Source organism: Paraburkholderia sp. MM6662-R1, assembly GCF_050436245.1.
Classification (GTDB): Bacteria; Pseudomonadota; Gammaproteobacteria; order Burkholderiales; family Burkholderiaceae; genus Paraburkholderia; species Paraburkholderia tuberum.
Genome location: NZ_JBNDLV010000001.1, coordinates 296599 through 323535, shown reverse-complemented (window position 1 = coordinate 323535; position 26937 = coordinate 296599). Strand labels below are relative to the sequence as shown.

General features: G+C 61.5%; 26 protein-coding genes and 3 pseudogenes. 15 read left to right on the top strand and 14 right to left on the bottom strand.

Features of this window, described 5'->3' with window-relative positions:
* Positions 1-113 precede the first annotated feature (113 nt).
* Both OKW39_RS01440 and OKW39_RS01435 read right to left on the bottom strand, forming a co-directional pair.
* Positions 114-1271 (bottom strand): iron-containing alcohol dehydrogenase, encoded by a 1158-nt coding sequence (locus OKW39_RS01440; RefSeq protein WP_429561885.1) that lies wholly within the window; start codon positions 1269-1271, stop codon positions 114-116.
* 703 nt (positions 1272-1974) lie between these two features.
* Positions 1975-2238 (bottom strand): hypothetical protein, encoded by a 264-nt coding sequence (locus tag OKW39_RS01435; RefSeq protein ID WP_090805041.1) that lies wholly within the window; start codon positions 2236-2238, stop codon positions 1975-1977.
* A 448-nt stretch (positions 2239-2686) separates the two neighbouring features.
* Here OKW39_RS01435 and OKW39_RS01430 point away from each other — a divergent pair, with 448 nt between their 5' ends.
* Together OKW39_RS01430 and OKW39_RS01425 are read left to right on the top strand one after the other, a co-directional pair.
* Positions 2687-3565 carry a histidine kinase dimerization/phospho-acceptor domain-containing protein gene (locus tag OKW39_RS01430; RefSeq protein ID WP_429561884.1) on the top strand — a complete coding sequence of 293 codons (879 nt, stop codon included), beginning with the start codon at positions 2687-2689 and terminating at the stop codon, positions 3563-3565.
* Positions 3555-3911 (top strand): sensor histidine kinase, encoded by a 357-nt coding sequence (locus OKW39_RS01425; protein WP_429561883.1) that lies wholly within the window; start codon positions 3555-3557, stop codon positions 3909-3911. Before OKW39_RS01430 ends, OKW39_RS01425 begins: the two co-directional genes overlap by 11 nt.
* Before the next feature lie 568 nt (positions 3912-4479).
* Here the strand turns inward: OKW39_RS01425 and OKW39_RS01420 are convergent.
* On the bottom strand, positions 4480-5445 hold the full coding sequence (locus tag OKW39_RS01420) for a Tim44 domain-containing protein (RefSeq protein ID WP_429561882.1): 966 nt from the start codon (positions 5443-5445) through the stop codon (positions 4480-4482).
* Positions 5446-5527: 82 nt separating this feature from the next.
* Positions 5528-6019 (bottom strand): CBS domain-containing protein, encoded by a 492-nt coding sequence (locus OKW39_RS01415; RefSeq protein WP_429332190.1) that lies wholly within the window; start codon positions 6017-6019, stop codon positions 5528-5530.
* Positions 6020-6166: 147 nt separating this feature from the next.
* Between OKW39_RS01415 and nhaR the strand changes: the two genes are divergently transcribed.
* Positions 6167-7063 (top strand): transcriptional activator NhaR, encoded by an 897-nt coding sequence (nhaR, locus tag OKW39_RS01410; RefSeq protein WP_429561881.1) that lies wholly within the window; start codon positions 6167-6169, stop codon positions 7061-7063.
* Between the two features lie 676 nt (positions 7064-7739).
* Here the strand turns inward: nhaR and OKW39_RS01405 are convergent.
* The 3 genes and pseudogenes from OKW39_RS01405 to OKW39_RS01395 form a co-directional block, all read right to left on the bottom strand.
* Positions 7740-8090 (bottom strand): HPF/RaiA family ribosome-associated protein, encoded by a 351-nt coding sequence (locus tag OKW39_RS01405; RefSeq protein ID WP_184066411.1) that lies wholly within the window; start codon positions 8088-8090, stop codon positions 7740-7742.
* Between the two features lie 122 nt (positions 8091-8212).
* A pseudogene (locus tag OKW39_RS01400) lies at positions 8213-8539 on the bottom strand (LysR family transcriptional regulator); the annotation flags it as partial.
* A gap of 27 nt (positions 8540-8566) precedes the next feature.
* Complete coding sequence (locus tag OKW39_RS01395; RefSeq protein WP_429561880.1) at positions 8567-9634, bottom strand: diguanylate cyclase domain-containing protein; 1068 nt, start codon at positions 9632-9634, stop codon at positions 8567-8569.
* A 79-nt stretch (positions 9635-9713) separates the two neighbouring features.
* Between OKW39_RS01395 and OKW39_RS01390 the strand changes: the two are divergent.
* Positions 9714-9839: pseudogene (locus OKW39_RS01390) on the top strand (IS30 family transposase); the annotation flags it as partial.
* A 176-nt stretch (positions 9840-10015) separates the two neighbouring features.
* Positions 10016-10762: an SDR family NAD(P)-dependent oxidoreductase gene (locus OKW39_RS01385; protein WP_429561879.1), complete on the top strand. Its 747-nt coding sequence runs from the start codon at positions 10016-10018 to the stop codon at positions 10760-10762.
* 185 nt (positions 10763-10947) lie between these two features.
* Here OKW39_RS01385 and OKW39_RS01380 read toward each other — a convergent pair whose 3' ends face one another.
* The 6 genes from OKW39_RS01380 to OKW39_RS01355 all read right to left on the bottom strand — a co-directional run bounded on the left by OKW39_RS01380 (position 10948) and on the right by OKW39_RS01355 (position 16938).
* A complete protein-coding gene (locus OKW39_RS01380) occupies positions 10948-12135 on the bottom strand; it encodes a fumarylacetoacetate hydrolase family protein (RefSeq protein ID WP_429561878.1) in 1188 nt (395 codons plus the stop codon).
* An 80-nt stretch (positions 12136-12215) separates the two neighbouring features.
* Positions 12216-13787, bottom strand: coding sequence for a UxaA family hydrolase (locus tag OKW39_RS01375; protein WP_429561877.1), 1572 nt, complete (start codon positions 13785-13787; stop codon positions 12216-12218).
* Between the two features lie 96 nt (positions 13788-13883).
* Positions 13884-14579, bottom strand: a complete 696-nt coding sequence (locus OKW39_RS01370) for a hypothetical protein (protein WP_429561876.1) — start codon at positions 14577-14579, stop codon at positions 13884-13886.
* A gap of 28 nt (positions 14580-14607) precedes the next feature.
* On the bottom strand, positions 14608-15501 hold the full coding sequence (locus OKW39_RS01365; RefSeq protein WP_429561875.1) for a fumarylacetoacetate hydrolase family protein: 894 nt from the start codon (positions 15499-15501) through the stop codon (positions 14608-14610).
* 13 nt (positions 15502-15514) lie between these two features.
* Entirely contained in the window at positions 15515-16327 is an 813-nt protein-coding gene (locus tag OKW39_RS01360; protein ID WP_429561874.1) for a 2-keto-4-pentenoate hydratase, read from the bottom strand.
* Positions 16324-16938, bottom strand: a complete 615-nt coding sequence (locus OKW39_RS01355) for an IclR family transcriptional regulator (RefSeq protein ID WP_429561873.1) — start codon at positions 16936-16938, stop codon at positions 16324-16326. Before OKW39_RS01355 ends, OKW39_RS01360 begins: the two co-directional genes overlap by 4 nt.
* Positions 16939-17222: 284 nt before the next feature.
* Between OKW39_RS01355 and OKW39_RS01350 the strand changes: the two genes are divergently transcribed.
* The 5 genes from OKW39_RS01350 (at position 17223) to OKW39_RS01330 (ending at position 22398) form a co-directional block, all read left to right on the top strand.
* On the top strand, positions 17223-18656 hold the full coding sequence (locus OKW39_RS01350; RefSeq protein WP_429561872.1) for an MFS transporter: 1434 nt from the start codon (positions 17223-17225) through the stop codon (positions 18654-18656).
* Positions 18657-18778: 122 nt separating this feature from the next.
* Positions 18779-19231, top strand: coding sequence for a cupin domain-containing protein (locus OKW39_RS01345; protein ID WP_090805074.1), 453 nt, complete (start codon positions 18779-18781; stop codon positions 19229-19231).
* A 10-nt stretch (positions 19232-19241) separates the two neighbouring features.
* Complete coding sequence (locus OKW39_RS01340; RefSeq protein ID WP_429561871.1) at positions 19242-20144, top strand: shikimate dehydrogenase family protein; 903 nt, start codon at positions 19242-19244, stop codon at positions 20142-20144.
* Positions 20145-20316: 172 nt separating this feature from the next.
* Positions 20317-21336 (top strand): Gfo/Idh/MocA family protein, encoded by a 1020-nt coding sequence (locus tag OKW39_RS01335; RefSeq protein ID WP_184003693.1) that lies wholly within the window; start codon positions 20317-20319, stop codon positions 21334-21336.
* A 54-nt stretch (positions 21337-21390) separates the two neighbouring features.
* Complete coding sequence (locus OKW39_RS01330) at positions 21391-22398, top strand: alpha/beta fold hydrolase (protein WP_429561870.1); 1008 nt, start codon at positions 21391-21393, stop codon at positions 22396-22398.
* 455 nt (positions 22399-22853) lie between these two features.
* Here OKW39_RS01330 and OKW39_RS01325 read toward each other — a convergent pair whose 3' ends face one another.
* Entirely contained in the window at positions 22854-23666 is an 813-nt protein-coding gene (locus OKW39_RS01325) for an IclR family transcriptional regulator (protein WP_429336569.1), read from the bottom strand.
* 86 nt (positions 23667-23752) lie between these two features.
* Between OKW39_RS01325 and OKW39_RS01320 the strand changes: the two genes are divergently transcribed.
* The 5 genes and pseudogenes from OKW39_RS01320 (at position 23753) to OKW39_RS01300 (ending at position 26937) form a co-directional block, all read left to right on the top strand.
* On the top strand, positions 23753-24136 hold the full coding sequence (locus OKW39_RS01320; RefSeq protein ID WP_429361056.1) for a hypothetical protein: 384 nt from the start codon (positions 23753-23755) through the stop codon (positions 24134-24136).
* Between the two features lie 44 nt (positions 24137-24180).
* Positions 24181-24591 (top strand): hypothetical protein, encoded by a 411-nt coding sequence (locus OKW39_RS01315; protein ID WP_429361055.1) that lies wholly within the window; start codon positions 24181-24183, stop codon positions 24589-24591.
* A gap of 179 nt (positions 24592-24770) precedes the next feature.
* Positions 24771-24902: pseudogene (locus OKW39_RS01310) on the top strand (ATP-binding protein); the annotation flags it as partial.
* A 481-nt stretch (positions 24903-25383) separates the two neighbouring features.
* On the top strand, positions 25384-26076 hold the full coding sequence (locus OKW39_RS01305) for an NnrU family protein (protein ID WP_429561869.1): 693 nt from the start codon (positions 25384-25386) through the stop codon (positions 26074-26076).
* Positions 26077-26229: 153 nt separating this feature from the next.
* Positions 26230-26937, top strand: a complete 708-nt coding sequence (locus OKW39_RS01300) for an SDR family NAD(P)-dependent oxidoreductase (RefSeq protein ID WP_184043462.1) — start codon at positions 26230-26232, stop codon at positions 26935-26937.

The window sequence follows — 26937 nt, the reverse complement described above, 5'->3', positions numbered from 1 at the left end:
ACAAAAACGGGCGATGGGAATAGGGTTTTGCCTCCCGATGGCAAGAGTTGTTGTTGCATCTGAATGACCGTCACTTCGACAGATCAGATGCGGTTTTTTGAGGGGGAATTCGCTTACCAGAGACCGCGGTAGAGCTCGACCATTTCCGCGACCGAGGGCACGCGTGGGTTATTGCCAGGCGAGCCAGAGGCCAGAGCCTGCTGTGCCATGGTCGGCATTAAGCTGAAGAAGCGCTCGCGGTCGATACCAAATTGTTCGGGCGTCGGCACCTGAAGGTCATCGTTGATCGACCGCAATTCAGCGAGCAACCTGACGTTGGCGGCCTGCGTACTGTCCTGGCTGTCGGCCACGCCCATGGCACGAGCGCAATCAGCGTAGCGTTCTTCCGCCGCCGGGATCGAGAACGCGGTCACACTGGGCAGCAGCATGGCGTTGGACAGGCCATGGGGAACGTGGAAAAAAGCGCCGATCGGTCGACTCATGCCGTGTACCAGCGCCACGGATGCAGCGGAGAACGCCACACCCGCGAGCGTCGAACCGAGCATCAGGGCTTCGCGGGCGCCCGTATCCTGGCCGGATCGATAGGCTTTACGCAGATTGGGGCCAATCAAGCGCATGGCCGCCAGGGCCTGACTGTCGCTGTACAGGTTGGCTTTCTGGCTGACGTAGGCTTCGATCGCGTGGGTCAGCGCATCAATACCCGTATCGGCGGTGACGCGCGGCGGCAGGCTGAGGGTCAGGTTATAGTCGACCAAGGCTGCCACGGGCATGAAGCCGATGCCCACACAGAGCATTTTTTCGTCGTTCTGCTGGTCAGTGATGATCGTGAAACGGGTCACTTCCGAGCCGGTTCCCGCAGTGGTGGGCACCGCGATAATGGGCAACCCAACTTCGGTAACAACGCGCGGAAATTTATAGTCGCGCATTTCTCCGCCATGCTTGGCAAGAATGCCAATCGCCTTGGCGCTGTCGATCGGACTGCCGCCGCCCAGTGCAATGATACTGTCGTAGTCTCCTGCGCGAGCCTTCTCCACGCCAGCTCGAATCGAGTCAACCGTGGGCTCGGGGACCGTATCAGCGAAAATTTCGGCTGTCATGCCATTGGCGGCGAGATTTTCCTGAATGCGCCCGGCATAGCCCAGCTGCACCATCATCTTGTCGGTGATGATCAGAGGTCGACTGCAGCCGAGAGTCGCCAGAACCGTGGGAACTGTCTCGCTGGCGTTGGCGCCGACCTGGAGGATGCGCGGCAAAATCACATGGTTAGACATATCGAATCCAGTATGAATGTCGGTTAAATATAAAAAGCAATCCGGGATCTAATCATTAATTGAAGTCTTCATCTCGATGCCTGGTCTTTCTGATAATTTAGATAACCAGACATCGATATCTTCGCTATTGGGAGCTTCCACATGACTCATCGTCTCGTCTCCCGGACCCGCAGATTTTCTGCAATGCAGGTCATCATTGTCGTAGGTAGCCGTCAGCACTGATCAATCGCGTTTCGGCTGCAAGCTGCCGTGGCGGCGCGCTGAGGTGACTGTCGGGTAGAACGAGGAGCGGGTAAAGCAATAAAAAAGCCGATGATGGGTCCGCTTTACTTATGGCTATGGCCGTCGGGGCGAGGTGGAAGGCTATTTTTGCCCGTCCCCGCCGAACTGAGCGATCTGAAGAAGCAGTTACATTAATCTCGTCCACGTCATGTGAGCGGTCGCCGCGCGCGAGAGCGACCTTCGGCGGGGACATTTGCGCTGATCCGCCCCGCCGCCCTCGATCGATATGACAAGCAGTTCTTCCCCGCTTCGAACACGATGTCGGTCGCGACGTTCGGCTGGTGCGAGCAGGAACGCCTTTCTTGCGTATAGGACTTCAACGCCTGATGCCCTCCAGTGGCGCCACACAGACTGAGCGTTCGGCGCTGCAATGGCCGTTGCCAAGCCGGATCTTGAGGCGGGTGCCGCGCCTCAAAGCGATCTAGCGCTTCTGTCTGAGCAAGTCGAATTGGCGCTGTTGTCTCAGCGAATTCAGTTCGCGCTGCTGCCTCAGCAAATCCAGGTCGCGCTGTTGTTTCAGTAATTGGAGTTGTTCGTTCTGGAGTTCGATCTGTTGCTTCTGCGCTTCCAATTGCGCTCTATAGGCCCCCATGCTTTGGTCAGCCAGCGCTTCCTGCGGGTAAGTCTGCGCGTAGGCGAGGGAACAGCCAGCCGTCAATGTCGCAGCAACGATAAGTGCTTTCATGATGCCCCTCGCACGGATGCTCCTTTGAAATATCTTAGGCCAGAAAGGCCGGGCATCGGCGGGACCGACGTGGCTGTCGGCGTCGTGCCTGGATCGGTGATTGCGTATGTTGAGCGAGCGGCGTGCGTGGCAACGAGAGGCCGGCATCGCCCCGATCCGGCCGCTGGACCCTTGTACACCTCAATGGCAGCTTCCAATGTTCAACGGTCATCCGCGCCTTCATGCCGGCCGACAACGTACAGCGCCATTCCGGCTGGTAGCACGGCGCCGGCGAATGGCCGTTATCGAGCATGATCGGGGTGGAGACCGGCCTCGACCCGGTCAGCTCCGGGCGTTCGCTCTGCGTGACAGCTAACGCCTACCACAACCGAAACCTGGCGGTAGGTGACCTATGATTGAGCCATCGAGGTGCGGCACTTGCACTCCCTAATCCGAAGGAGCGAAAACCGTGATCAAGGAGGCGACGAGATCCCGCGTTCATCAGGTCACAGAAATCATCGGGCGCGAGCCCCGTTCTTTTGGTCGAGCGAGAACAAAATGGGGCCTGCTTCAGGGTCTCCCCCCTGCACGGGTCAAGGCCCTGGCCGGCGTATTAACCATGCTCATCTTTGGCGTGGACTACTACTCGCCAGGCGACATCAATCCTGCGATTTTCTATGTATGTGTAATTGTGGCCCTGGCCTGGACTCGGTCCGCTCGATGGTTGTGGGGCGGTACTGCGGTCACGGCGGTGCTGACGGTGGTCGGTTTTGCTGCGGGAAACACACCGGTAGGGCACCCACATTTCGACTGGATTGACTGGACTAACCGCTGTATCACCATCAGCGTGCTAATAGTGACCGGAGGCTTTGTCCACATTGGAGTCGGCCTGAGCAAGAAGTTGGAAGCGCGTGAAGCGCTGCTGGCGGAAGTCGCCGCCCGTGAGCGTGCCGAGGCAGCGCTTAGGGAGGTGCAGGCGGACCTTGCACATGCCGCGCGCGTCTCGACGCTGGGCGAACTGACCGCCTCAATCGCCCACGAGCTGAAGCAGCCGCTCGCCGCTATCTGCACGAATAACGAAGCCGGTCGACACTGGATCGACCGGCAAGTGCCCAACATAGCGCAGGCGCTCGAAGCGAGCGCGCGCATCACAGCCGACGCGCGGCGTTGTGTGGACATCCTTGTCCGCATTCGCGAGATGGCGGTCCGGCGAGTGCCCGAGCACAAGCTGGTGTCGCTTGACGAGCTCATCGATGAAGCCCTTGTGTTTCTACGTCCTGAAATCCGGTCACGCGGCGTCACGGTATCGCAACCAGTTTGCTGTGGGAGGGTTGAAGGTGCTCGCTGACCGCATCCAGCTCCAACAAGTGATCGTCAACCTCCTCGTCAACGCCATGCAGGCGATGGAGCAAGCGGGAAGCCCGGAGCGCAAGATCACCATCACGACCACCGTGCGGGATGCCTCCACCCTGTGCTGCGCTATCGAGGACAGCGGGCCGGGCATCGCCCCCGAGCACGTCGACCGCCTCTTCGAGAGCTTCTTCACGACCAAGGAAAACGGCATGGGCTTGGGCTTGCCCATTTGCCGCTCGATCCTCGAATCCCACCACGGGCGCATCGCGGCGGACAACGCATCCGCCCATGGCGGTGCTCGCTTCTACTTCACGATTCCGGCGGCCACCGCCATCGGCTAAGCGGCCGACGCGGCTGCGGTTCCCGTCGCCCCGATGGAGTACTTCTGTGCGCGCGGCGGTAACTCATCGCGGCGCAGTGTCGCCGTTATCCCGAGCCGACTGCTAGAGTCGCCCCATCGGGAGCTTGTGGAATCGATCGATCAACCGGGCGCTGAGATGTCTCCTGCTCCCGGAAACGAAGAGGTCGCAGATAGGCTCGACGTACGCGGGCCGTTTGGGCGTGCTTCGGTGCTTCGGCGCTGGCAGTCGCGCTCTTTCCGCGCTCGGACAGAGCGCATCGGTACCGCATCCACCCTCGTGATGTCCATGCGATTGATCGATTGATCAACGGACCCAGGTAGGCCGCTTCCTGGGTGGAGCGGCCGTTTGAGTGTCCATTTGTTGGTGCGGGCGAACGGCCGGAGATGGCCGACTATCGCCTCATGCGCCCAGCGTTTGCCGCTCCGCAAGTGGCGCTCGACTTTCTCACGCACGGCCGCTGGCGAAAGGTTGGTCTCAGGTAGTTCCGCGGCACGCACGACCCTCACGAGTAACCGGCAGCAGGCCGCTGCCGGTTTCAACTACGCTCTCATCCGTCAATTTGCTGAATGCCGGCCAGTCGCCACGCCTGGTTGCCACGTGCGTCGCTGACCATGTTCCAGACTTCCTGGAACGGCTGGGCAGTCGGCGCATCGTCTTCCCGCATTTGACCGTAAAAGCGAACGCTAACCAGCGTTTCATCCGCATTGCGTTCTGTGCCAAGCACTTCCGCGTCAAGTTGCGTGACTTCCGTATGACTCACCTGGCGACCCCGCGCTTCGAGGTCCCGCTTGATTTGCGCGAACATCTCCGGCGTCGTCAATTCGAACAGGTCACCCTGCTCGTTCCGGTCCCATGCGCCTTGAAGGCGCATGAACAAGGTCTTTGCCGATACAAGAAACGCCGCCTGATCTTGCTCGAGTGGTAGTCCCGTTGTCCTCTCCGTGTCCGCTGCTCCCGTCGAACCCATCGCCGCGTTCGGCCTGCCCCGCAAGTTCGCTTCAGGCCGCGCTTGCGGGATCTGATTCAGAAACCGTGAGCCGTTCGTTTGCTGGCGGTTCACGGGACCGTGTCCATAGGCAAGATCCGGACGACGCCGGTTGGCGATAAAGCGGAATAGCATCACGCCGGCGAAAATCACCGCCCCGATCAGCAACGCATTCGACAGCATCTGCGCCAGCCCTTCGCCCAGGCCAAACGACGACAGTAATGCTGCAATCCCAAGGCCCGCAGCGAGACCAGCCAGCGGGCCCATCCAGCGGTTACCCGCTGCCGCAGCAGGCGCCTGCGCGGCCTGTTGTGCCGGCTGTGCCTGTTGGCTTCGCTGCGCTTGTCCAGACGGCGACGCCGTCTGCGACTGCCGCCCGATGCTTTGACTCCCGCCTACGCGCTTCGCCTCGGCGTCGTTCGACGCCACGGCGCCCAGCGCCAGCAGTCCCGCCAGACCGAGCGCGGCCGTCCCGCGCGTGACTGCACCGGCAGCACGTCGTAATTCGTTGATGATTTGCGTGTACATAAAAACCTCTTTCGATGAGTCGCGAAACTGCCCGCAACGCGCTCCATTTGCGCGCGCAAATACATTACGAACAGTAATATTTTTAGCTACGCAAGCTCGCCGCTGGTTGTGCCTTCGATCCATCAAAAGCGGCGTGAAAACCGTTGCCGTGGATGTAGTGCTCCAGTTGCCGGATGGTGTGTTCCTGCTCGGAAATCAGGTTCTTGATCAGGTCGCCGATCGACACCATTCCTGTCACCTGCCCTGCGCTGATCACAGGCAGATGGCGAATCTGATGTTCTGTCATGATCGCCATGCACTCGTCCGTCGTCTGCTCCGGACTGACATAACGCACCGCCGTCGACATGATGTCGCGCACAGGCGTATTCGTTGACGAGCGTTCCATCAGAACGATCTTCCGGGCGTAATCGCGCTCCGTCACGATGCCGGCTATGCGCCCGTCGTGCGCGGCGATGAGCGCTCCAACCTCCCTGTGAGCCATGATCGATATCGCGTCGTAAACCGAAGCGGATGCCTCGATCGACCACACTGTCCGGGAAGCTTTCGCACGCAGCAATTCTGCAACCGATGCCATATGTCACCTCTGTCAGCTGTCATGAAACGCCCGCCGACGCTTCGGGGCGAGGTTTCAATCTAACTGAACCCATGCCAACATAAAATTCGTATTTTTATTGTTGATACTTCGAGAAAAACGTATCTTTCCGTAATCGATGGAGGGTTCGTGAATTTCAAGCATCTCTATTACTTCTGGGTCGCGGCTCGTGCGGGCGGCATCGTGCGCGCGGGCGAGCAGTTGCACATCACGCCGCAAACGCTCAGTGGCCAGATCAAGCTTCTCGAAGAGGCGCTGGATAAGAAGCTGTTCAGGAAAACCGGCCGCACGCTCGAACTGACCGATGCGGGGCGCCTCGCGCTCGATTACGCCGACGAGATATTTTCGTTAGGTTCGGAACTCGAAAGCGCTGTGCGGCGCGAAAGCGAAGCCGGTGCGCAAACGCGGTTTCGCGTCGGGATCGCGGATTCGGTCCCCAAGGCGATTGCGTACCGGCTGCTGGAACCCGCGCTGAGCGCGTCGGCGTCGCTGCGCATGATCTGTCACGAAGGCAAACTGCACGCGCTGCTCGCGCAACTGGCCGTGCACCGCCTCGATCTGATCATCGCGGACGCCCCCATTCCCGTCGACGTCAACATCAAGGCGTTCAATCACCGCCTCGGACGTTCGACGCTAAGCTGCTTCGGAACCCAGGCGCTGATTCAAGGCAGCAAAAAACGCTTCCCGATGTCGCTCGACAAGCTGCCTGTGCTACTGCCCGGCACGGAATCCGCCGTGCGGCGCAAGCTGGATCACTGGCTCGCCTCGCACGCCATTTCGCCGCGCATCGTCGGCGAGTTCGACGACGGAGCGATGACCATGGCATTCGGCCGCGAAGGCCGCGGCCTGCTGTTCGCGCCAACCGTGCTCGAAAGCCAGTTGCAGACAGAGCACAACCTGACGATAGTCGGGCAGATCAATTCGATCGTCGAGGAATTTTTCGCAATCTCTATCGAGCGCCACATCAGCCACCCGGCTGTCGCGATGATCATGGACGCGGCGCGTAGCGAACTGTTCAACGTTTAGCGGGGCCGTTTCCGATGTGAACGCGACGTTCGAATGTCCTCGTGAGAGCACGTGCCGGTGGGTGGCGATGGCCGCACCCGGCCGGATGGCCACGCACTCGCATGAGCACCACGAATTGAGCAGCGGCGATAAATGAATAGGCTCCAGCAAAACGGTGGCGTTGGTATCAGGCGGAATGCCAGCAGGCGGAACCCGACTAAGGCGCCGGCGTCGTCCGCGATACAGCTGCGCTGACGATGATCGCAATGCGATAGTTCCATTGGGCCGATCGCGCCTTGCGAGCCGAGAAATGGAACCGTGCAAAGCTCGCCCATCGACCCTTTATGTCATTCGACAACAGCTCTTGCCACCGTCTCTTCCTGAAGTACTGCGGTCGTTCGTTCACTACTTTACCAACGGATGTTGGTGGAAAGCCGGCAGTACGCTGTTTCGCGGGTATTGACTGCAGTCGCACAATCGATCTCGCCTTTATCGCGGCGACGTCCCGGCAATTCGTCGCCGCGTTCGCCGGTTGCAACCGACTGAGGGGCCCGATATGGCAATGCCAGGAAGCGAATTACCCGGCGGCCGCCAAGCTTCGGTAATAGGTAGCGCCCAGCGGTGCGTTGCTATCCGAGCCTTCCAGAACGAATCGAGCGGCATTGTCTTAGGGGCAGTCCGCTAGGCCTTGTCGCGCCTAGAGGCCGCTACCCCGGTAAACGGCATCAAAATCACGGGGACCCCGAGTCGCAATGCGCGCCTGCTGCCTGCGGATGATCGAACGCGCCGCGCGGGCCAGCGCGAGATCGAGTGCGCCGCGCCAGTCTCTTGCGATCGAGGTCACGACGACGGGCGTCGCATCGGGCGTCTGCACCTGCACCTGGCAGCGTTTGTCGAGTCCGCCGCGCGGGCCGTTGATGTCCGACATGCTGACGGTCGCCTTCGAAATCAGCCAGTCCATGCGGCGAAAAACGAACCGGATGCGTTGGCGCGCGAAGCTGCGCAGACGGACGGCTTCACGGTCGCGGGACTTGAACAGGACTTGCATGAGACACCTCCTTCGTGGGTACGGCTCAAGAGTACGGTGAGAAGGCGTCGAGGAAAAAGCAGAAATAACGGAAATGCAGCTTCGGAAAAACCGAACCTTCTTTTTCGTGATCACGAGCGCGCTCACGCATGCGCCGCACTCAACACCTTTTGCGTCGAAGGATGATGCCGCCCGCGCCGCGACACGATTGCGTGTATTTCCTCCTTCACTTCCGGCGAGCGGCCGAGCCAGCGCAAGCCGTGATGCATGGGATCGTTGCGCTCGGCGCCTAACGCCGCGAGCGCAAACACGCCCATGCCGCGCGACGCGAGGCATTGCGGAAAATGATCGACATGCGTTTTTTGCACCACGGCGGCCGGCCCGTACCAGTCGATCGGCGAAGCGATCAGGCGCTCGCTGGATAGACGCAGATTCGAGTTGTGCGGCGCGGGCTGGCTGGACAGCACGAGCAGGGCACCGCGGGGAACCCTGTCCGCTTACGCGCCGGCACCCGTCTCATCGAAGAATGAGGTTTTGTCCGTCCCGTTCGCTTTGGCGCGATACATCGCGCTATCGGCCTGGCGCATCAGGGCGTGTACATCAAGACGTTCGTCCGCGCTATTGGTACCGAGCATGCGCACGCCAATGCTGGCCGATACGGCGACGGGATGACCGCCGATCTCTCGAAGCCCATGAAGGATGTCGTGAATACCGTCGGCAATCGCGCGCGCGCCGACCTTGCCATGCACATGGCGGGCGAGCACCGCGAACTCGTCGCCTCCCAGGCGGGCAACCGTATCGCCGCGGCGAATGCGTGTCTGCAGACCGTTGGCGAAGCACTGCAACAGTTCATCACCCACCGCATGCCCATAAGCGTCATTGACGTACTTGAAGCCGTCGAGATCGATGAACAGCAAGACAGACTGTCCTTTATCGTCGTCTCGCGCCGCAGTCGCTTTGGCGATCGCCTGCTCGAGGCGAGTGCGGTTGCTGAGTCCTGTCAGAGGGTCCGTCGCAGCCTGCCGTTCGAGCCGATGCACGAGGGCCATCAAGTACACGGAAGTCGCCGCGATGCTGAGCATGATGCCCAATCCCACCGCGAGGTTTTCTCTCCACCACGGCTCGACGTGCATCAAAATCACGACGCCTGCAAGCGCAACTGCACATGAAAGTAGCAACGGCCGCTTGCCGTGGCGGCAACCGGCACCCACAAGGAACCAGAACACGACCCAGAGCAAGGGCAGCGCCACGCGCCCGCCGAGCGCCAAGGCAGTCATGACAAGCGCCTGGTCTGCAATGGTGGTGAGCGTCAATCGAAGGCGCGGCCGAACTGTCGCGGCGGTCGCGGCTACGTATGTCGCCACGCCGAATACCACGTATGCGAAAACAACGCCCAGAGTGTCATACGCGGCGGCCGTGCGTTGGAGCGCGGCGACGGCGATATAGCCGATCAACACGACCGTGCCCAGGCATATCCGGAGGAGCGCCTGCTCCTTCTCAGGTCGTCCGCGAAAGACACCTGGAAACGTTTGCTCATGCCAACGCTGCGCGCCCGGCCGCTCCATGCCGTGTACCCCGTCAATATTGTCTTTTGCAGAGCGGGCATTCTATCGCTTTTGCCGGCGACCAATGCTTCTTGCCGCTCTCTCCGTCTACTCACAGGCCCGGCTTAATGCAGTAGCAAGGCGGCTCAATGAACGCCCTCGGAAAACACTAAACTTCGACGCACCAGCTGAGCGATTTCATCAAACTGTTGCATCGACCGGTTGAATCCGCAAGCCAGAACGGCCGAAAGATCGATGAAAGCAAGAGGGCGACTTTCCGGCGAAGACGCTTTGAAGGGGGCAAACTAGGATGCTTTCCGGCAACGCCTCGCTCGGCGACACCACGCCTCGCAGACGAGGCCGCAACCGGTTCTGCCCCCCCCCCAACCGAGGAGTTCCACGATGCCAGCTCATTCGCTCAACTTAAACGATCGCGTCGCCTTGGTGACCGGCGGCTCGCGCGGAATCGGACGCGCCATTTCGATCGCGCTTGCCTCAGCCGGCGCAGCAGTCGCCGTCAACTATCGGCAACGCGAGAACGACGCGGCCGACGTCGTCGCGGAAATCGAACGCGCCGGAGGCCGCGCGATAGCGGTATGCGCCGACGTATCGGTCGGAGACGACGTCGAAGCGATGATCGTCGAGGTGGAAAACCGCCTCGGCCTGATCGACGTGCTCGTGAACAACGCGGGCACCGCGACGATCGTCGACATCGATGATCTTGTGGAAGCGGAGTTCGATCGAACGCTCGCCGTCAATCTGAAATCGGCGTTTCTCTGCGCGCAGGCAGTGCTGCCCGGCATGCGCGCGAGGCGCTGGGGCCGCATCGTCAACGTCTCGTCGGCCGCCGCCCGCGGCCCCGGCTTGGTTGGCGTTCACTACAACGCATCGAAAGCCGGGCTCGAAGGCTTGACGCGCGGCTATGCGGCACGGCTCGCCCGCGAAGGGATCACCGTCAACGCCGTTGCACCGGGACCGATCGACACCGAAATGGCTGGACCGCTTAAGGCGTCCAATGTCGCAGAAAGGCTGCCCGTCGGGCGCTTGGGCGAAGCGAGCGAGGTCGCGGAGGTCGTGCTGATGGTCGTCGGCAACGCATTCATCACGGGCCAAACGATCCCCGTCAACGGAGGCGCAAGCTTCATATAGATCCTTGGCCGCATCGCGCGCGGGCAAGATCCGATATGGGCACCGCTTGGACCACGCAGCCGCAACGGTCCAGTTTGAGGATGCGTTTAAAGCAGGTTGCTTGAAGTGACGCGACAACTGCGTTGACAGCCTCCGGTCCGCTGATAGTCAATGAAATATCAACGGACCCACGGGCAATGGAGCGACTACGACTCCGCTTTCCCGGTATGCCCACGAAGAATGCTGGCGAGCAGTGCGCCGACCCCAAACTTCCAGGGCGCAATGCGATGCGAATGGTTGACCGTGTTGATGAGCGCACCGAATCGCGGGCTCGATATCGTCACCGTATCGCCGATCTGATGCGTGAATCCTTGCCCTGGCACGCTACGATCCGCGGTCGGTGCAAACAACGTCCCGAGATACAGCATCATTCCGTCCGGGTATTGATGGTGAGAGCCCATCGCTTGCGCAACGAGTTCTGTCGGGTCCCGGCTGATGCGTTTCATGGAGCTCGCCCCTGTCAGAACATATCCATCTGTTCCTTCCACGCGTAGCGAAAGCTCCGCAGCCCGAACATCATCGAGACCGAATCTACTGTCGAAGAGGCGAATGAACGGGCCAATCGAAGCTGACGCGTTGTTGTCCTTCGCCTTACCGAGCAGCAGCGCACTCCGGCCTTCGAAATCCCGGAGATTGACGTCGTTCCCAAGCGCGGCGCCGACGATTTCCGCCCGGCTGGTCACCGCCAGCACGATTTCAGGCTCCGGGTTATTCCACTGCGAATTTTCATGAATTCCGATTTCGCTGCCGGTACCGACGGCGGACATGGGCTGCGCTTTCGTGAAAATTTCCGCATCGGGACCGATGCCGACTTCCAGATACTGCGACCACATTCCTTCCTGAATAAGTACGTGGCGCACCGCTTCGGCTTCGGCAGACCCCGGGCGAACGCTTGCGAGCCGATCGCCCAGTACTGACATGACACGCGCGCGCACTTCGTCGGCCCGGCTCGCGTCGCCTCCCGAGCGCTCCTCGATCACCCGCTCCAGAAGGCTTTCGACGAACGTCACACCGCTCGCCTTGACCGCCTGAAGGTCACATGGCGCGATGAGCCAAGGAGTCGACGGATCGCGCCGATCGAAGGCGGAATTGGCAAGAACCAGGTCCAGTGTCGCAAGTCTCGGCAGGTTCGCAGCGGCCTCCTTCAGCCGAAGGCCGATTCCTGGCTGCTCAAGCAGCGTGCTGGTCGTCAGCGCGAACGACGACACATCCACCAGTTCGCCACCGATAACGGCAACAGGACACGGCGCGCCGATATCGGGGCACCACGCGCGCCCCACGAGCACCCCCTGCTCCAGATCGTCAGGCAACGCGGATCGGTCATTCAATGGCATCTAATCCTTTTCCAACCTGGTATGGGTTATTGCTGAGCATCAGTGCGGTGCACGCTCTACTTGTGCCGGACAACAGCGGCTCACATGATTGCGCTGATTTGCCAAGGCACGAATTCGTTTTGCCCGTAACCGTGCTGCTCGCTACGAGAGCGTTTCCCGGAGGCCACGTCGAGCAGCAGTTGGAACAGCACTGCGCCAAGTTGCTCGATCGTTGTGCTGCCTTCCAGCACTTCTCCGCAGTTCAGGTCCATATCGTCGGACTGACGTTGCCACAGTGCGGTGTTTGTCGCGAGCTTTACCGATGGCGAGGGCGCGCAGCCGTAAGCCGAACCGCGTCCCGTCGTAAAGCAGATCAGGTTCGCACCGCCGGCAACCTGGCCGGTCGCCGACACCGGATCGTAGCCAGGCGTGTCCATGAACACGAGACCGCGCGCCTTAACCAGCTGAGCGTATTCGTACACCTCGACGAGGTTCGTGGAGCCTGCCTTTGCGATGCCGCCCAACGATTTCTCGAGGACGGTCGTCAAACCGCCGGCCTTATTGCCCGCCGACGGATTGTTGTTGATCTGCGCCCCTTGCCGCTGCGCGTATGCTTCCCACCACCTGATGCGATCGACCAGTTTCTGTCCCACTTGGGGCGTTACCGCGCGGCGGGTCAATAAGTGCTCGGCGCCATAAATCTCCGGCGTCTCCGAGAGAATCGCGGTACCGCCGCGCCGCACGAGCAAATCGACGGCTGCACCCAGCACAGGATTGGCCGTGACGCCCGAATATCCGTCCGACCCACCGCATTGAAGGCCAATGGTGAGATGACTTGCCGAAACCGTTTCCCGCTTAACGTCATTCGCGTCGGGCAACATCTGCCGAACCAGTTCGATACCTTTTGCAATAGTCAGGGTCGTGCCACCGGTGTCCTGAATCGTGAAGGTTCGCAAGCGGTCGTGTTCCCTGAGCCCCTGGGTTTCGAGCAGCCGCGAAATCTGATTCGTTTCACAGCCCAGGCCGATAACCAGCACGCTCGCGAAGTTAGGATGGCACGCATAGCCGCCAAGTGTGCGCTGGAGGATCGCGAGGCCGTCGCCTTCGGAGTCAATAGCGCAACCCGAACCATGGGTGAGCGCGACGACGCCATCGACGTTCGGAAACGCGGCCAACGCTTCAGGATGAATGTCACGGCGGAAATAGTCGGAAATGGCTCGCGCGACCGTGGCGGAGCAGTTCACCGAGGTAAGGATGCCGATGTAATTGCGCGTTGCCACACGGCCGTCTTCACGCACAATGCCGCGAAATGTCGCCGATTCAGTTGACGGGACAGTGGCACGTACGCCCTGACTGAACGCGTAGTCACGGGCGAATTCGCCCATCGCGAGATTATGGGTGTGAACGTGCTGCCCCGCGCGGATCGGCTGACTCGCAAAGCCGATGATCTGGCCATAACGGTGCACCGCTTCACCTTCACCGATGTCACGTGTCGCCACTTTGTGACCGGGCGGGATCAATCCCGAGACCGTCACCGCTTCCTCATCCAGCACCGTGCCGGACATGAGCTGATCGAGGGCGATGACGACATCGTCAACGGGGTTGAGTCGAATGACGCGAACCGGTCTGACCGCGGTCGATGCGACGGACTTGCTCGCAACAGGGGACGACATGGAACTACTCCTTCGTTTCTCAATGCGTAACGACAGTTTCAGGGCCGGCTGCGCGGCGTCGCGTGACGCGGGTTGCAGCCGTGTTCAAACGACGTTTCAGCCAGCGCTCCACGGCGTCTTGCAGCGCGTGTACTCGAGTTGATAGAGCGTGGAGTCCGGCGCAACCGCAGCGGCCCCTGGCAAAGCAGCGAGCCCGGCAAGGAAAGCGTCCACTGTTGTGCGGACATAGTCGGCACGGCATCCTTCGATCATCACGATCCATGTCGGCACCTGGGTGCCTTCCGAACGCGCCTTCTTCTCAGCAGTTTCGACCTTGCTGACGGCCTCATCGGCCAGACACAGGTGCACGCCCGTGATCCCGGGCCGGTCGGCGAGCGGCGGCAAGACCCGTTGACGCAATCCCTTCACGACATCGGCCCGCGCCGCGGAAGGCACGTCGAAGCGCACCGTCATGAGATTGACTCCCTGCCCAACACCTTCCGAATACGCCACATGGCAGATCGAGCGGGCCACGCTGCGAAACGAGGCGACGACCTGCTTCGTCCACGGCGTCGGCGAATTGAGCCGAAGCAGGTAGTCCTGCGCGCCGAGCACCTCCACGGTGTCGGCTTCATACAGATTGAAGTACTCGGGGCCCGCATCCAGCGCAATGTAGCGCCGCCCGCGCCTGAACCCGGGAATCCCGGCGCGTTCCGGCATGTGCTCGCGGTTGTGCCACTCGTAGAATTCATCCTTCGCTTCCGGCAGCAGGTCATGCCAGATTGCGACGACGCCCGTTCCAGCAAGGCTCATATCTCCTCCTTCTACAGATCGAATCGTTTTATCGTGCCAACGGATATTCGCCGCGGCCCCATGCCGTGCCAAGCGAATCCGCATACCGCACGACCTTCTGGCTCTGCTCGCCGAGTCCGCTGCCGCCGAGGCTCATGGTGTCGCCCGCTTTCAGAAAGACGGGCGGCTTCTGACCGAGGCCGACACCGGGAGGCGTCCCGGTAATAATGACGTCGCCAGCCATCAGTGGCATGAAGCGGCTGAGATACGCCACGATATGCGCGACGTTAAAGATCATCGTGCGTGTGTTGCCCGTCTGACGACGTGTGCCGTTGACGTCGAGCCACAGGTCGAGCACCTGCGGGTCGGGCACTTCATCACGCGTTACGAGCCACGGGCCGAGCGGCGCAAAAGAGAAGCCGCTTTTGCCCTTGGTCCACTGGCCTTCGCGTTCGAGCTGATGCGCGCGTTCGGAAACGTCATTGGCAAGGCAGTAACCCGCCACATGATCGAGCGCGGTAGCTTCGTCGATCTGCCAGGCGGGTTTGCCGATCACCACGCCCAGTTCGACCTCCCAATCCAGCTTTTGCGCGTCTGCCGGCAAGATAACCGGATCGTTCGGACCGCTGATCGAACCCGTATGCTTGTTGAACACGACGGGTTCCCGCGGGATCGGCGTATCGGTTTCGGCGGCATGGTCGGTGTAGTTCAGACCAATGCACACGAGGTTACGGACATTGCCGATACAGGGGCCCAGGCGCGTGCCCGCTTCCACGACGGGCAGGCGATTCAGATCGAGTTCGCTCAGCTTCGCAAGGGCGGCAGGCGAAACAGTCGTTCCGTCGATGTCGTCGACGACACCGGTCAGATCGCGGATCACGCCGCTCGAATCGATGACACCGGGATGCTCCTGACCAGGCTGGCCGAAACGGACGAGACGCATTTGAAGACTCCTATCAAGACAAAAAAAGTATCGGCAACGTGCCGAGATCACCGAAGCCGATATGCAACTCACAACCAATCGGCAACTCGAGCACGCCCGCGTAAGAGCCCGTGATCACTGCCTGGCCGGCATGCAATCCAAGGCCGCGGACGCGGAGAAAATTGACGAGCCACACGATCGGCGCGAGCACGCTGCGATCAGGGTGGCGGCCAGCAAAACTGATCGTGTCGTGTCCGGCGCGAGTCAGACTGACGGTGAATTCGACCGGGAGATCGGCCGGCGTCGCGCCATCGCGCAACTCAACGCGTGGCCCAATGACAAGACCGGCATTGAACAGACCGTCTGCCAGCAATTCAGGAAACGTCAGCGATTCCGGATGCGCATAGCGACTGCCCAGCAGTTCGAGCGCGAGGTGAACATTCCCGAGAGCGTCGAGCACCTCGGCTTCGCCATAGGCTTCGCGCCGTGGCGGCAGATCGCGAGCCAGCAAACAGGCGAGTTCAGGCTCTGCCCTTACCCAGGAATGCCCAGGCATGGCGCGAATGCGGCATTGGGCGCCTCGATGAATGACGGCGTCGTAGATTGGCGCAGCGATAAGTTTGCCCGCCGGCGGCAGCGCACATTTCCACGCGCCAGCCTGCCGGCCGAGCTGATCGCCCACCTGTTGCCGGATCGCAAAACCCTCGTCCAGATTCGCGGGCCGCAGCTCGATGGGAAGGCGCTCCACGAGCGTGCCTTGCCGGCGCGCCGCGACGAGGACACGTGCTGCCTGCTCATCCAACGCGGTGAGTCGCTCGAGAGCCTGATCTGCGCCCGGCGCGTTCATGCCGCCTCACTCACATGCGCACCGACGCTCTGGCGCGGCCATACGGCACCCAGCTTCGCGGACGCTTGCTGCAATAGCGCGTAAAAGGCCTCGTAACGCTCCGGCTGAAGCCGTGTGACCGGCCCGGCAATGCTCATGGTGCCGACCACCGCACCGTCAGGCAGCGCACGCACCAGCACCGCCAATGCGACGACACCCGGCTCGGCCTCTTCGACGACAAGGCCATAGCCACGCTGCCTGGTCCGCTCCAACTCGGGAATCAGCTGCTCGACGCTGGTAATGGCCTTCGGCGTCCATGCGCCCGCGGCGGACGCTTTTCCGAGTCCACCACGCAGGGCGTATTCGATCGCCTGGTCGTTCGGCATTCCAGCCAGCCACGCCTTGCCAACCGATGTGGCATGCAAGACGATGGGACTATGCATGGACGGCGAATACATCAGGCCCGGTGCCGCGCCCTGGGACGCTGCCAGCCACGCGAGTGTTCCTTCGTTGACCACCGTCAGCCGGACCAGCTCGCGGCACTGACCCGCGACCTCATCGAGGATCGGCTGCACCAGACCCGGCAGACCAAGCCCATGCAGGTACCGCTGACCGAGCAGGGACAGCTTCAAGGTCAGACGGTACTGGGAGGTCTGTTCATCCTGTTCCGCCCAGCCCTGCTCGCACAGTTGCGCGAGTACGCGATGCGCGGGGCCCTTCTCTCCAGCCCGAGTTCGGCGGCGATATCGGAGATGCGCATCCAGCGCGCCTCACGTGCGAGCAACTCGATCGCCTGTAGCGACCGGTCAACTGCTCCCTTGACAACTCTCATAATTGACGTAACATGATTCTTAATGGAACGATGTTACAACAATAGACAAACAGCACCGGAAAGTCAATCACGATGGAGACAAGCATGAATCGGAATACCCGGGTTAAGCCTCACGGCAAGCGCCAGTCGAAGATAGCCGCGGCCAGCGGCTGGATCGGCTCGGCGCTGGAGTACTACGACTTCTTCATTTACGCGACTGCGGCGTCGCTGGTGTTCCCGCAGCTCTTCTTTCCGTCTGATAATCCAACGGTCGCCATCATCGCCTCACTGGCAACCTTCGGTGTCGGCTATATCGCCCGCCCGGTGGGCGCCGTCGTCCTCGGCCACTGGGGCGACCGCCACGGCCGCAAGACGGTGCTGCTCCTCTGCATGTTCCTCATGGGCTTTTCAACGATGGCCGTCGGGGTCCTGCCAACCTATAAGCAGGTCGGCATCTGGGCGCCGGTGCTGCTCGTGGTTCTTCGCCTCATCCAGGGCTTCGCGGTGGCCGGGGAGCTCTCCGGCGCCAGTTCAATGATTCTCGAGCACGCACCGTTCGGCCGGCGCGGCTACTTCGCGAGCTTTACCCTCCAGGGGGTGCAGGCCGGACAGCTCATGGCGGCAGCGATCTTCCTGCCTCTCGCGCATTTCATGCCCAGGGACCAGTTCGCCTCCTGGGGCTGGCGGATTCCGTTCCTGCTCAGCATCGTCGTTCTCATCGCGGGCTACGTCATTCGCCGCAAAGTCGATGAGACCCCGGCGTTCGCCGAGGAGCGCGTGCACGGCGAAATTCCCGCTTCGCCAGTCGTCGAAGTGCTCCGGCAGAGCTGGGACGATGTCGTGCGCGTGGTCTGCATGGCGCTTACCGCCGTCATCGCCCTTGTCGCCGCGGTCTTCGGCACCGCCTACGCGGTTCAGCCGGCGTACGGCATCGGCTTCCCTCCCGGCATGTATCTGTGGATCCCTGTTCTGGGCAATATCTGCGCAGTGATCCTGATTCCCTTCGTCGGCAACCTCTCAGACAGGATTGGTCGCAGGCCGCCAGTCCTTGTCGGCACGCTCAGCGCTGGACTGCTCTCGTTCGTGTATCTGTACGCTATCAGCATCCATAACGTGTGGCTGGCGATGGTTCTCTCGGTGCTCATGTGGGGCATCGCCTATCAGGGCTTCAACGGCGTATTCCCGAGCCTGTTCTCCGAACTGTTCCACACGCGCGTGCGCGTGTCCGGGATGGCCATTGGACAGAACGTCGGGACGACGCTTTCCGCGCTGCTCCCGGCATTCTTCGTCGCGGTCGCGCCCCCCGGCTCCGCGAATATTCCACTGAAGATCGGAGCCCTGACATTCGGCATCTGTGTCGTGGCCGCGATCGCCGCCTTTACCACGCGCGAGACGTACCGGGTCCGGCTCCACGATCTCGGCGACCGCAACGCGGTTCCGGTACCGAAAGGCGACTACGATCGTCTGCGCGCCGAGATGTTGCGTGAGGCGACCGGAACAGCCGGCTCACAGGATCTGACGAACCAACTGCGCTCGTAGCCGAAAACAAGGGCCATATCGGCAGCGACCGCCCGGCGCAACTTACGCTGTTCGGACGAGCCGGGCAGGAACACGCGGCTGCGGCACTCGCCAATATCTGATGCCACACAGGAGAAAGACACATGCACAACCAAGGTACGCCACGTTACGATGGCCCGCGCGAACTCGCGCAATCCCTGACTCCGTTCGCACGTGTGAGCGCATCCGCAGCGGTCTGGAACAAGGAAGGGCTGCGCGCGGACTCCGAGTATCGCGACCTCGGACTCGCCGCGGTGACCAACGGTCGCATCGGCGCCAAGCACATTCGCGCACTGACCCCGTTCACCGATGCCACGGGCTGGCATTGGCACGACATGACTGCGCACTATCTGTATGTGCTGCGCGGATCGGTGACGTTCCGTTTCGCCGGCGTCGAGGGCGATGTGACTCTCAATGCCGGGGACGACCTCTCGCAACCCGCCGGCGTTCCGCACAATGTGATCTGGCGCTCCGATGACCTTGAAGTCATCGAGATTAACGAGCCCGCTGTCTACGGAACATGGGATCTCGCCGAAGCCCCGGCACCCTGGAAGTGAGCAGTAAGCTATGACTGCACCTTCCGTCAACATCGGACATGAGGCCGCAATGCATCCACATATCACGGGAAGAACGCGACTTTACGGGTTAGTGGGCGATCCGCTGACGGCAGCCAAGTCGCCGCAACTGCTGAACCAGCTTTTTATCGAACAGCGCGCGGACGCGGTCTGCGTTCCGTTTTGGGTCAAGGCGGAAGACCTGTCCGCATTCGTCGCCGGCGCACGAGCGTTACGCAATCTTTCCGGCCTGCTGGTCACAATGCCTCATAAGCAACGGATGCTGGATTTTGTCGACGAACTCCATCCCACTGCTTCCAGGGTCGGCGCACTCAACGTGATACGTTGCAACGAAGATGGACGCTGGGTCGGCGCCATATTCGATGGCGTGGGCTGTGTGCTTGGCATGCAATGGGAAGGCAATCAACCGGCGAATAAGTCCGTTCTTCTCGTCGGTGCCGGAGGCGCGGGCAGGGCTATCGCATTTGCAGTCGCGGCGGCGGGCGCCCGAACGTTAACCATATCCGACGTCGACGAGCAGCGGGCTGGCGAGCTCGCGGAATCCGTTGCTGCCGAAACCGGTTGCATCACGCATTCCGGACCTCCCGACCCGCACGGTTTCGAAGTCGTGATCAATGCCACACCGCTCGGCATGAACGCGAATGACGCCATGCCGGTAAATCCCGAGCGGCTCGCACCCGGCACCATCGTCGTAGACATCATCAATGCGCCAGAGCCGACGCAGCTTCGCCGCGCCGCGCATGCGCGCGGCTGTCGTACCCAGGACGGGGGGCCGATGCATGAAGGGCAGGCAGTGCATGCCCTACGCTTCCTTGGGTTCGATTACCACCCTGCTGGCAGGTCAGCACCAGACGACGGCGTGCTTTTCTCGCCTGCAACGAACGCAAGTCGTTAATGCCCTAACGCCTCTGGGAAAGCGCCCGGAATCGACAGTTTTACCAGTTTGAATGGAGGGAAGATGCGATGAACAGTTTCAACGTTTCCACATTGGTATGTGCGGCCAGCTTTAATGCGCGCATCGCGCAAGCACGGAGTCGATTCGTCGACGGTGCGAAGGGAGAACACGCATGAAAGTCGCATTGCTGGAGGCCAGCCATTGGCATGTCCCACTCTATCTCGATGCGCTCGAGGCGCCCGGTATCCAGGTGGTAGCCGTTTCAGATGCGGAGCAAGTAAAAGGACAGGCAATTGCCGCGCGCTTTGGGAGCACGTTGTACTCGTCGGCGTATGAGTTGCTCGAGCGCGAGGATGTCGATTTCGCGTTTGTGTTTGGGCGGCATTCCGAAATGCCGACGCTCGCGGAGGCGGTGATCGAACGAAAAATTCCGTTCGCGCTGGAGAAACCCTGCGGCGTAAACATGTCGCAGGTCACGCGGCTGCGCAAACTGACCGAGGAAGCCAATCTTTATTGCGCCGTACCGTTGATCTTCCGGATGAGCGAGTTGCTCGGCGCACTGGAAGATGCGGAGGATTGCATACCGTCGGACTTTAACTACATGTCTTTCCGTTTCATTGTAGGTGCGCCTGGTCGTTACGAAGCTGCAGGCGCAGGTTGGGCACTCGATCCTGTGTTTTCCGGAGGCGGATCCACGATCAATGTCGCAACCCACTTCATCGATCTCTTCAGATTACTGACCGGCAAAGAAGTCGCGCGAGTCTCCGCCACCATGAACTCCCGAACGCATCGAGGCGCCGTCGAGGATTACTCGTTGCTGACAATGCAAACCGAAGACGGCGTGATCGGGCTCGTGGAGACCGGATACAGCTTTCCCAGTACTCAAGACGAGCAGCGCGAATTCTCCTTCACCCTTTCATCCGATCGCATGTACGCAAAATCGGGCCCCGACCGGATCGAGATTCGGGACCGGAACAATCTTGCCGCCGGCACTCGCAGTCGCCGTCTCCAGTTAGAGACCGACATTTACTACCCACTGTTCGTCAAGCGAGTGCTTGGTGAATGCCGCACAGGTGCAAGGCCGATCGCGTCCTTGCGCGACGCCGAGGCGATGATGCAGGTCATGGATGCGGCCTACGCTTCTGCTCGGCAGGGGGGTGCGCTTCAGACTCTTGAACCGATTTCCGGGTAATCCAGGCCATCGGATTGCGTCGCACGCCTATGCCGCTAACGAGATATTGCAATTTTGGCCGATTATCCTGCACCGAAGGAAGGCGACTGGATCGCGCGAGACTTCCGTTTCCACACCGGGGAGGTGATGCCGGAGGTGCGGCTACACTACCGAACCATCGGCGACCCGTCCGGCGAGCCGGTCCTGGTCCTGCACGGCACGACGGGCACAGGTGCCAGCATGCTGACGCCCGCGTTCGCGGGAGAGCTGTTCGGGCCCGGACAGCCGCTTGATGCCAACAATTATTTCATCGTCCTCCCGGACGGAATTGGAGCCGGCGGATCGTCCAGGCCGTCGGACGGGCTGCGCACGCGGTTCCCGGCTTACAACTACGACGACATGGTGCTCGCGCAGTACAGGCTCCTGACCGAGGGCCTGGGCATCAGGCACTTGCGCCTGCTGATCGGCAACTCGATGGGCGGCATGCACGCGTGGATCTGGGCGGTGCGATATCCGGACTTCATGGACGCGCTGGTGCCAATGGCGTCGCAACCGACCGAGATGTCCGGCCGCAACTGGATGCTGCGCCGCATGCTCACCGAGATGGTCCGCGACGACCCGGAGTACCTGGATGGCAATTACGCCAGCCCGCCCCGCTCCTTGCGCATTGCCAGCGCGTTCTTCGCGCTGGCCACCAACGGCGGAACGCTGGCCTACCAGAAAGCAGCTCCGACAATGGAGTTGGCCGACAACTTCCTGGACACCCTGTTGGCCCAGCCTTTCACGTTGGATGCCAACGACTTCTTATATCAATGGGGTGCCTCGCGCGGCTATAACCCGGCACCCGGCCTGGAGCAGATCCGGGCTATGGTGCTCGCCATCAACGCGGCCGATGACGAACGCTATCCGCCCGAGACCGGTCTGATGGAGCACGCGATGCAGCATGTGCGCCACGGCCGGCTGCTTTTGATCCCTGCCAGCGAGGATACGTGCGGCCACGGTACCAACGGCCTGGCGCGTTTCTACAAAGCCGAGTTGCAGGAACTGCTGCAATCAGCCCCACGCCGCGCCTCCAGGTGCTGACCGGACAATACGGCGCCCCTTCGTCCGGCGCCTCGCTATTGAGCTGGACCTACACAACATGTCTTTCGAGCAACGACCATGTTCCGTTCGGCGATGGGCTGTTGCTGTCGCCGTGCGGCAGCGGGATGTGACGCATACGCTGCCCTCGCGTCCGCCTTGAGCGTCCGCCCGATGGTGTTGTCGCTGCGGTGCTCGTTTCTGCCGCTCGTGGATCAAGCGAACTGGCGCCAAGGCCCGTTGCGCCACAGAGGCGCAGCGGGACGAATGGAAGCGTCCGCTCCGCAGTCCGAAATGAACTCCGGTGCGATCATTGAATGTCGGCGGCCTTGGGGCCCCAGACTATCGTTCAAGCCGATACCCGGTTGTAAGTCTGCGAATATGGCTGAACCCTTTTGGCGTTGTCGGTCACGAGTATTGCCCGAGTCGCTCGAGAGCCTGAGCTGCGCCCGGCGCGTTCATGCCGCCTCACTCACATGCGCACCGACGCTCTGGCGCGGCCATACGGCACCCAGCTTCGCGGACGCTTGCTGCAATAGCGCGTAAAAGGCCTCGTAACGCTCCGGCTGAAGCCGTGTGACCGGCCCGGCAATGCTCATGGTGCCGACCACCGCACCGTCAGGCAGCGCACGCACCAGCACCGCCAATGCGACGACACCCGGCTCGGCCTCTTCGACGACAAGGCCATAGCCACGCTGCCTGGTCCGCTCCAACTCGGGAATCAGCTGCTCGACGCTGGTAATGGCCTTCGGCGTCCATGCGCCCGCGGCGGACGCTTTTCCGAGTCCACCACGCAGGGCGTATTCGATCGCCTGGTCGTTCGGCATTCCAGCCAGCCACGCCTTGCCAACCGATGTGGCATGCAAGACGATGGGACTATGCATGGACGGCGAATACATCAGGCCCGGTGCCGCGCCCTGGGACGCTGCCAGCCACGCGAGTGTTCCTTCGTTGACCACCGTCAGCCGGACCAGCTCGCGGCACTGACCCGCGACCTCATCGAGGATCGGCTGCACCAGACCCGGCAGACCAAGCCCATGCAGGTACCGCTGACCGAGCAGGGACAGCTTCAAGGTCAGACGGTACTGGGAGGTCTGTTCATCCTGTTCCGCCCAGCCCTGCTCGCACAGTTGCGCGAGTACGCGATGCGCGGGGCCCTTCTCCAGCCCGAGTTCGGCGGCGATATCGGAGATGCGCATCCAGCGCGCCTCACGTGCGAGCAACTCGATCGCCTGCAGCGACCGGTCAACTGCTCCCTTGACAACTCTCATAATTGACGCAACATGATTCTTAATGGAACGGTGTTACACACAATAGACAACCAACACCGGAAAGTCAATCAAAACGGAGACGAGTGATGAAACTGAACACCCCGCTTGAGCCTCACGGCAAGCGCCAATCGGAGACGGCGGAACTCGCCGAGCGGCTGATTACCCGCGGCATTCCGTTTCTCATCGAGAAGCCTTGCGGGCTCAATCTCCCGGAGGTCCGCCGGGTCCGGCAACTCTCGGAGAAGCACGGCGTGTACGTCAGTGTTCCCTTCATCATGCGCGTGAGCGATCTGGCTGCCTGTCTTTTGCCCGCGAATGGATTTACGCCGGAGGGATTCCAGCATCTCGCGTTCAGGTTCATCGTTGGCCCGATAGCTCGGTATGAGCGCGGCGGGTGCAGCTGGATGCTGGATAAACGGCACGTAGGTGGAGGGTCCACGTTGAATGTCGGGGGCATTTCATTGACCTGATCTCATCCCTCACAAACAACCCCATCACCCACGTCTCGGCGCAGATGCGAACGTATCGACCTGATGTGACCGTCGAGGAGCAAGCCGTGTTCACGTGCCGAAACGCTGCGGGACAAATCGGCGTGGTTGAAACGGGTTACCTGTATCCATCGACAGCGGAGGATCAGCGAGACTTCGCGTTTTCCATCTCGCATACCTCCTCCTACGTCCGGGGTTATGCCGACCAGCTTTACATCAAAGCGCGGGGCCAACAGCAAGGGCGCGCCACGAAGGTGGAGTACAACACGGACGAGTTTTATTCGGTGTTCTTAAAGCGCAGCTGGGCCGATCTGGCGAATGGTTGTCCTCCCGTTGCAGGGTTGCGGGAGGCCGAGCATGCGATCGCTGTCGTCGAGGCAGGATACCGCTCTGTCGCCAACGGCGGCGCACCAGAACCGGTCGACAATGCCTTCTAGGTCCGTTGCCGCCTAACGGCTCTACCCGCCGCTACGCCTTGCGACGAGTTGTTGTGCGAGTCAAATTTCAACGCAGACCTGAACTCCGCCGCCAAGGGGCCGCTCTTCGCCGCTTGCGGAAGACCGCACCACGCGCGCCCGCCATCCGCCGCAACAGCGGCTAGAGAGCTTCCGCGCTTCACACAATCGCCAAACGGTACGAAACCGGCAGTCTCATAATGACCAAGCTGCGGTTCGGCAAGTCGGACTGGACCTTCGCCGACGCGGCAACGCTCACGGCGGTGCTTCTCGATCGGCTGCTTCATAACGCGGATCAGCGGAATCAGCCCGGCATGCAGGAAATTGCCCGGCATCTTGTCGACGAGACGCGAACGGCCCTGTGCAAGCGGCTCGACCGCGCTCGAGATAGCACCAGCTGCGTTCCCGGAGCATTGATTCAGTCGCAATCGTTTGGCGTCCCTAATACTCGGGTGCGTTGACGCTATGCAGACTACGAGCCTCGCCTCTCGACATTTGCCCATCCTGAACCTCTCGACGGATGCGATTGTTCTGGTTGCAAGACGGTTGTTCACTTCGACGCGCCGGGGATGGTTGGCGGCCCATTGCCCCGCTTGCGCAGTCGATGCGATGGCGAGTGTCCCGGCCATTGCGACGACGACACTGCCAATCAAGGTTTTGCGGCGCGCGGCAATCGAAACTCGCGAAGCGATCGCTGCATTCGTCGTGGCGCGCGAAGTAGTATTCTCGCAATGCACGCGGTCGACCGATCATCTGACTTGAGGAGCCGGGCCCATGGAAAGCATCGACACACTCGTCGTGGCGGCATTCGCTTTTGTCGCCAGCCACTTTCTCCTGTCCCATCCGCTGCGGGCGGGTATGGTCCGGGCAATCGGCGAACGGGGTGCCATGGGCGTCTATTCGCTGATTGCGATACTGACGTTCGGCTGGATGGTCGTGGCTTACGACAGGACGCCCGTCTCCGCGCCGCTATGGCCGGCAGGCAATGCGCTGTGGGCAGTTGTGACCGTGCTCATGCTGATCGCGTCGATCCTTCTGATGGGCTCCCTGATCCGCAACCCGGCGTTGCCCACCGGCGGCCGGCCCACCGCGTTTCCCGACGCGGCGCGCGGCGTGTACGCAGTGACCCGTCACCCGATGATGTGGTCGTTCGCGCTTTGGGGACTGTGCCATATCGCCGTGTTCCCGGTCACCCGGAACATCGTGCTTGCCGGGGCGATAATCATCCTCGCGCTGGTCGGTGCCGCGCTACAGGACCGCAAGAAACGGCGGCTGCAACCCGATCTGTGGCCCGCATGGGAATCGAAGACGAGCTATCTGCCGTTCGCGGCGATCGCCGCCAACCGCGCGCGGCTGGGCGGGTTCGGCATGCACGCGCTGGTGGGCGGCGTCGTTTTCTGGCTCGTCGCGACCTGGGCGCATATCCCGCTCTCCGGTTGGCCCGCGGGCATCTGGCGCTGGCTCTAGCCGCACGGTTCCACGAGATTTGTTCTCGTGGCGCAAGACTCTTTGTCCACGGTGTGTGTTCGAATTCGCGGCGGATGCGCCTACAGTGCCCTCCATCGGGTCCATCGATTCGAACGGCCAGCAGGCCGGATCAATCACACTGTGAGACAAACCATGAGCACTTCCAAAGTCGTCATCGTCACCGGCGCATCGCAAGGCATCGGCGCTGAAACCGTCAAAGCCTTCCGCGCGCAGGGGCATCGTGTCGTCGCCACGGCTCGTTCCATCGCACCGGCCGTCGAGGCCGACTATGTCGCCGTGGCCGGCGACATCGGCGACGCCGCTAGCGCCCGCCGTGTCGTCGACGCTGCCATCGAGCACTTCGGACGTGTCGATACGCTCGTCAACAACGCGGGAATCTTCATCGCGAAGCCGTTCACGCAGTACACCGCCGAAGACTACGCGGCGATCCTGAACGTCAACCTGAACGGCTTCTTTTACATTACCCAGTACGCGATCGACGCGATGCAGAAGCACGGCAGCGGTCACGTGGTCAGCATTACCACGACGCTCGCCGAAAAGGCGAACAGCAAGGTTCCGTCGGTGCTCGCGTCGTTGACGAAGGGCGGCCTGAATGCCGCGACGCGTTCGCTCGCCATCGAATATGCGCGCGCCGGTATCCGCGCCAACGCGGTGTCGCCCGGCATCATCAAGTCGCCGATGCATCCCGCCGAATCACACGCGACGCTCGCCGGGATGCACCCGGTCGGGCGCATGGGCGACATGAGCGACATCGTCAATGCGATCCTCTATCTCGACTCCGCACCGTTCGTGACCGGTGAGATCCTGCATGTGGACGGCGGCCAGAGCGCAGGCCAGTAA

Bases quoted from the DNA above. Each gene is read 5' to 3' on its own strand.
- OKW39_RS01440 (WP_429561885.1), bottom strand. From the start codon at position 1,271: ATGTCTAACCATGTGATTTTGCCGCGCATCCTCCAGGTCGGCGCCAAC.
- OKW39_RS01435 (WP_090805041.1), bottom strand. From the start codon at position 2,238: ATGAAAGCACTTATCGTTGCTGCGACATTGACGGCTGGCTGTTCCCTC.
- OKW39_RS01420 (WP_429561882.1), bottom strand. From the start codon at position 5,445: ATGTACACGCAAATCATCAACGAATTACGACGTGCTGCCGGTGCAGTC.
- OKW39_RS01415 (WP_429332190.1), bottom strand. From the start codon at position 6,019: ATGGCATCGGTTGCAGAATTGCTGCGTGCGAAAGCTTCCCGGACAGTG.
- OKW39_RS01405 (WP_184066411.1), bottom strand. From the start codon at position 8,090: ATGCAAGTCCTGTTCAAGTCCCGCGACCGTGAAGCCGTCCGTCTGCGC.
- OKW39_RS01395 (WP_429561880.1), bottom strand. From the start codon at position 9,634: ATGGAGCGGCCGGGCGCGCAGCGTTGGCATGAGCAAACGTTTCCAGGT.
- OKW39_RS01385 (WP_429561879.1), top strand. From the start codon at position 10,016: ATGCCAGCTCATTCGCTCAACTTAAACGATCGCGTCGCCTTGGTGACC.
- OKW39_RS01380 (WP_429561878.1), bottom strand. From the start codon at position 12,135: ATGCCATTGAATGACCGATCCGCGTTGCCTGACGATCTGGAGCAGGGG.
- OKW39_RS01375 (WP_429561877.1), bottom strand. From the start codon at position 13,787: ATGTCGTCCCCTGTTGCGAGCAAGTCCGTCGCATCGACCGCGGTCAGA.
- OKW39_RS01370 (WP_429561876.1), bottom strand. From the start codon at position 14,579: ATGAGCCTTGCTGGAACGGGCGTCGTCGCAATCTGGCATGACCTGCTG.
- OKW39_RS01365 (WP_429561875.1), bottom strand. From the start codon at position 15,501: ATGCGTCTCGTCCGTTTCGGCCAGCCTGGTCAGGAGCATCCCGGTGTC.
- OKW39_RS01360 (WP_429561874.1), bottom strand. From the start codon at position 16,327: ATGAACGCGCCGGGCGCAGATCAGGCTCTCGAGCGACTCACCGCGTTG.
- OKW39_RS01350 (WP_429561872.1), top strand. From the start codon at position 17,223: ATGAATCGGAATACCCGGGTTAAGCCTCACGGCAAGCGCCAGTCGAAG.
- OKW39_RS01345 (WP_090805074.1), top strand. From the start codon at position 18,779: ATGCACAACCAAGGTACGCCACGTTACGATGGCCCGCGCGAACTCGCG.
- OKW39_RS01340 (WP_429561871.1), top strand. From the start codon at position 19,242: ATGACTGCACCTTCCGTCAACATCGGACATGAGGCCGCAATGCATCCA.
- OKW39_RS01335 (WP_184003693.1), top strand. From the start codon at position 20,317: ATGAAAGTCGCATTGCTGGAGGCCAGCCATTGGCATGTCCCACTCTAT.
- OKW39_RS01325 (WP_429336569.1), bottom strand. From the start codon at position 23,666: ATGAGAGTTGTCAAGGGAGCAGTTGACCGGTCGCTGCAGGCGATCGAG.
- OKW39_RS01320 (WP_429361056.1), top strand. From the start codon at position 23,753: ATGAAACTGAACACCCCGCTTGAGCCTCACGGCAAGCGCCAATCGGAG.
- OKW39_RS01315 (WP_429361055.1), top strand. From the start codon at position 24,181: ATGCGAACGTATCGACCTGATGTGACCGTCGAGGAGCAAGCCGTGTTC.
- OKW39_RS01305 (WP_429561869.1), top strand. From the start codon at position 25,384: ATGGAAAGCATCGACACACTCGTCGTGGCGGCATTCGCTTTTGTCGCC.
- OKW39_RS01300 (WP_184043462.1), top strand. From the start codon at position 26,230: ATGAGCACTTCCAAAGTCGTCATCGTCACCGGCGCATCGCAAGGCATC.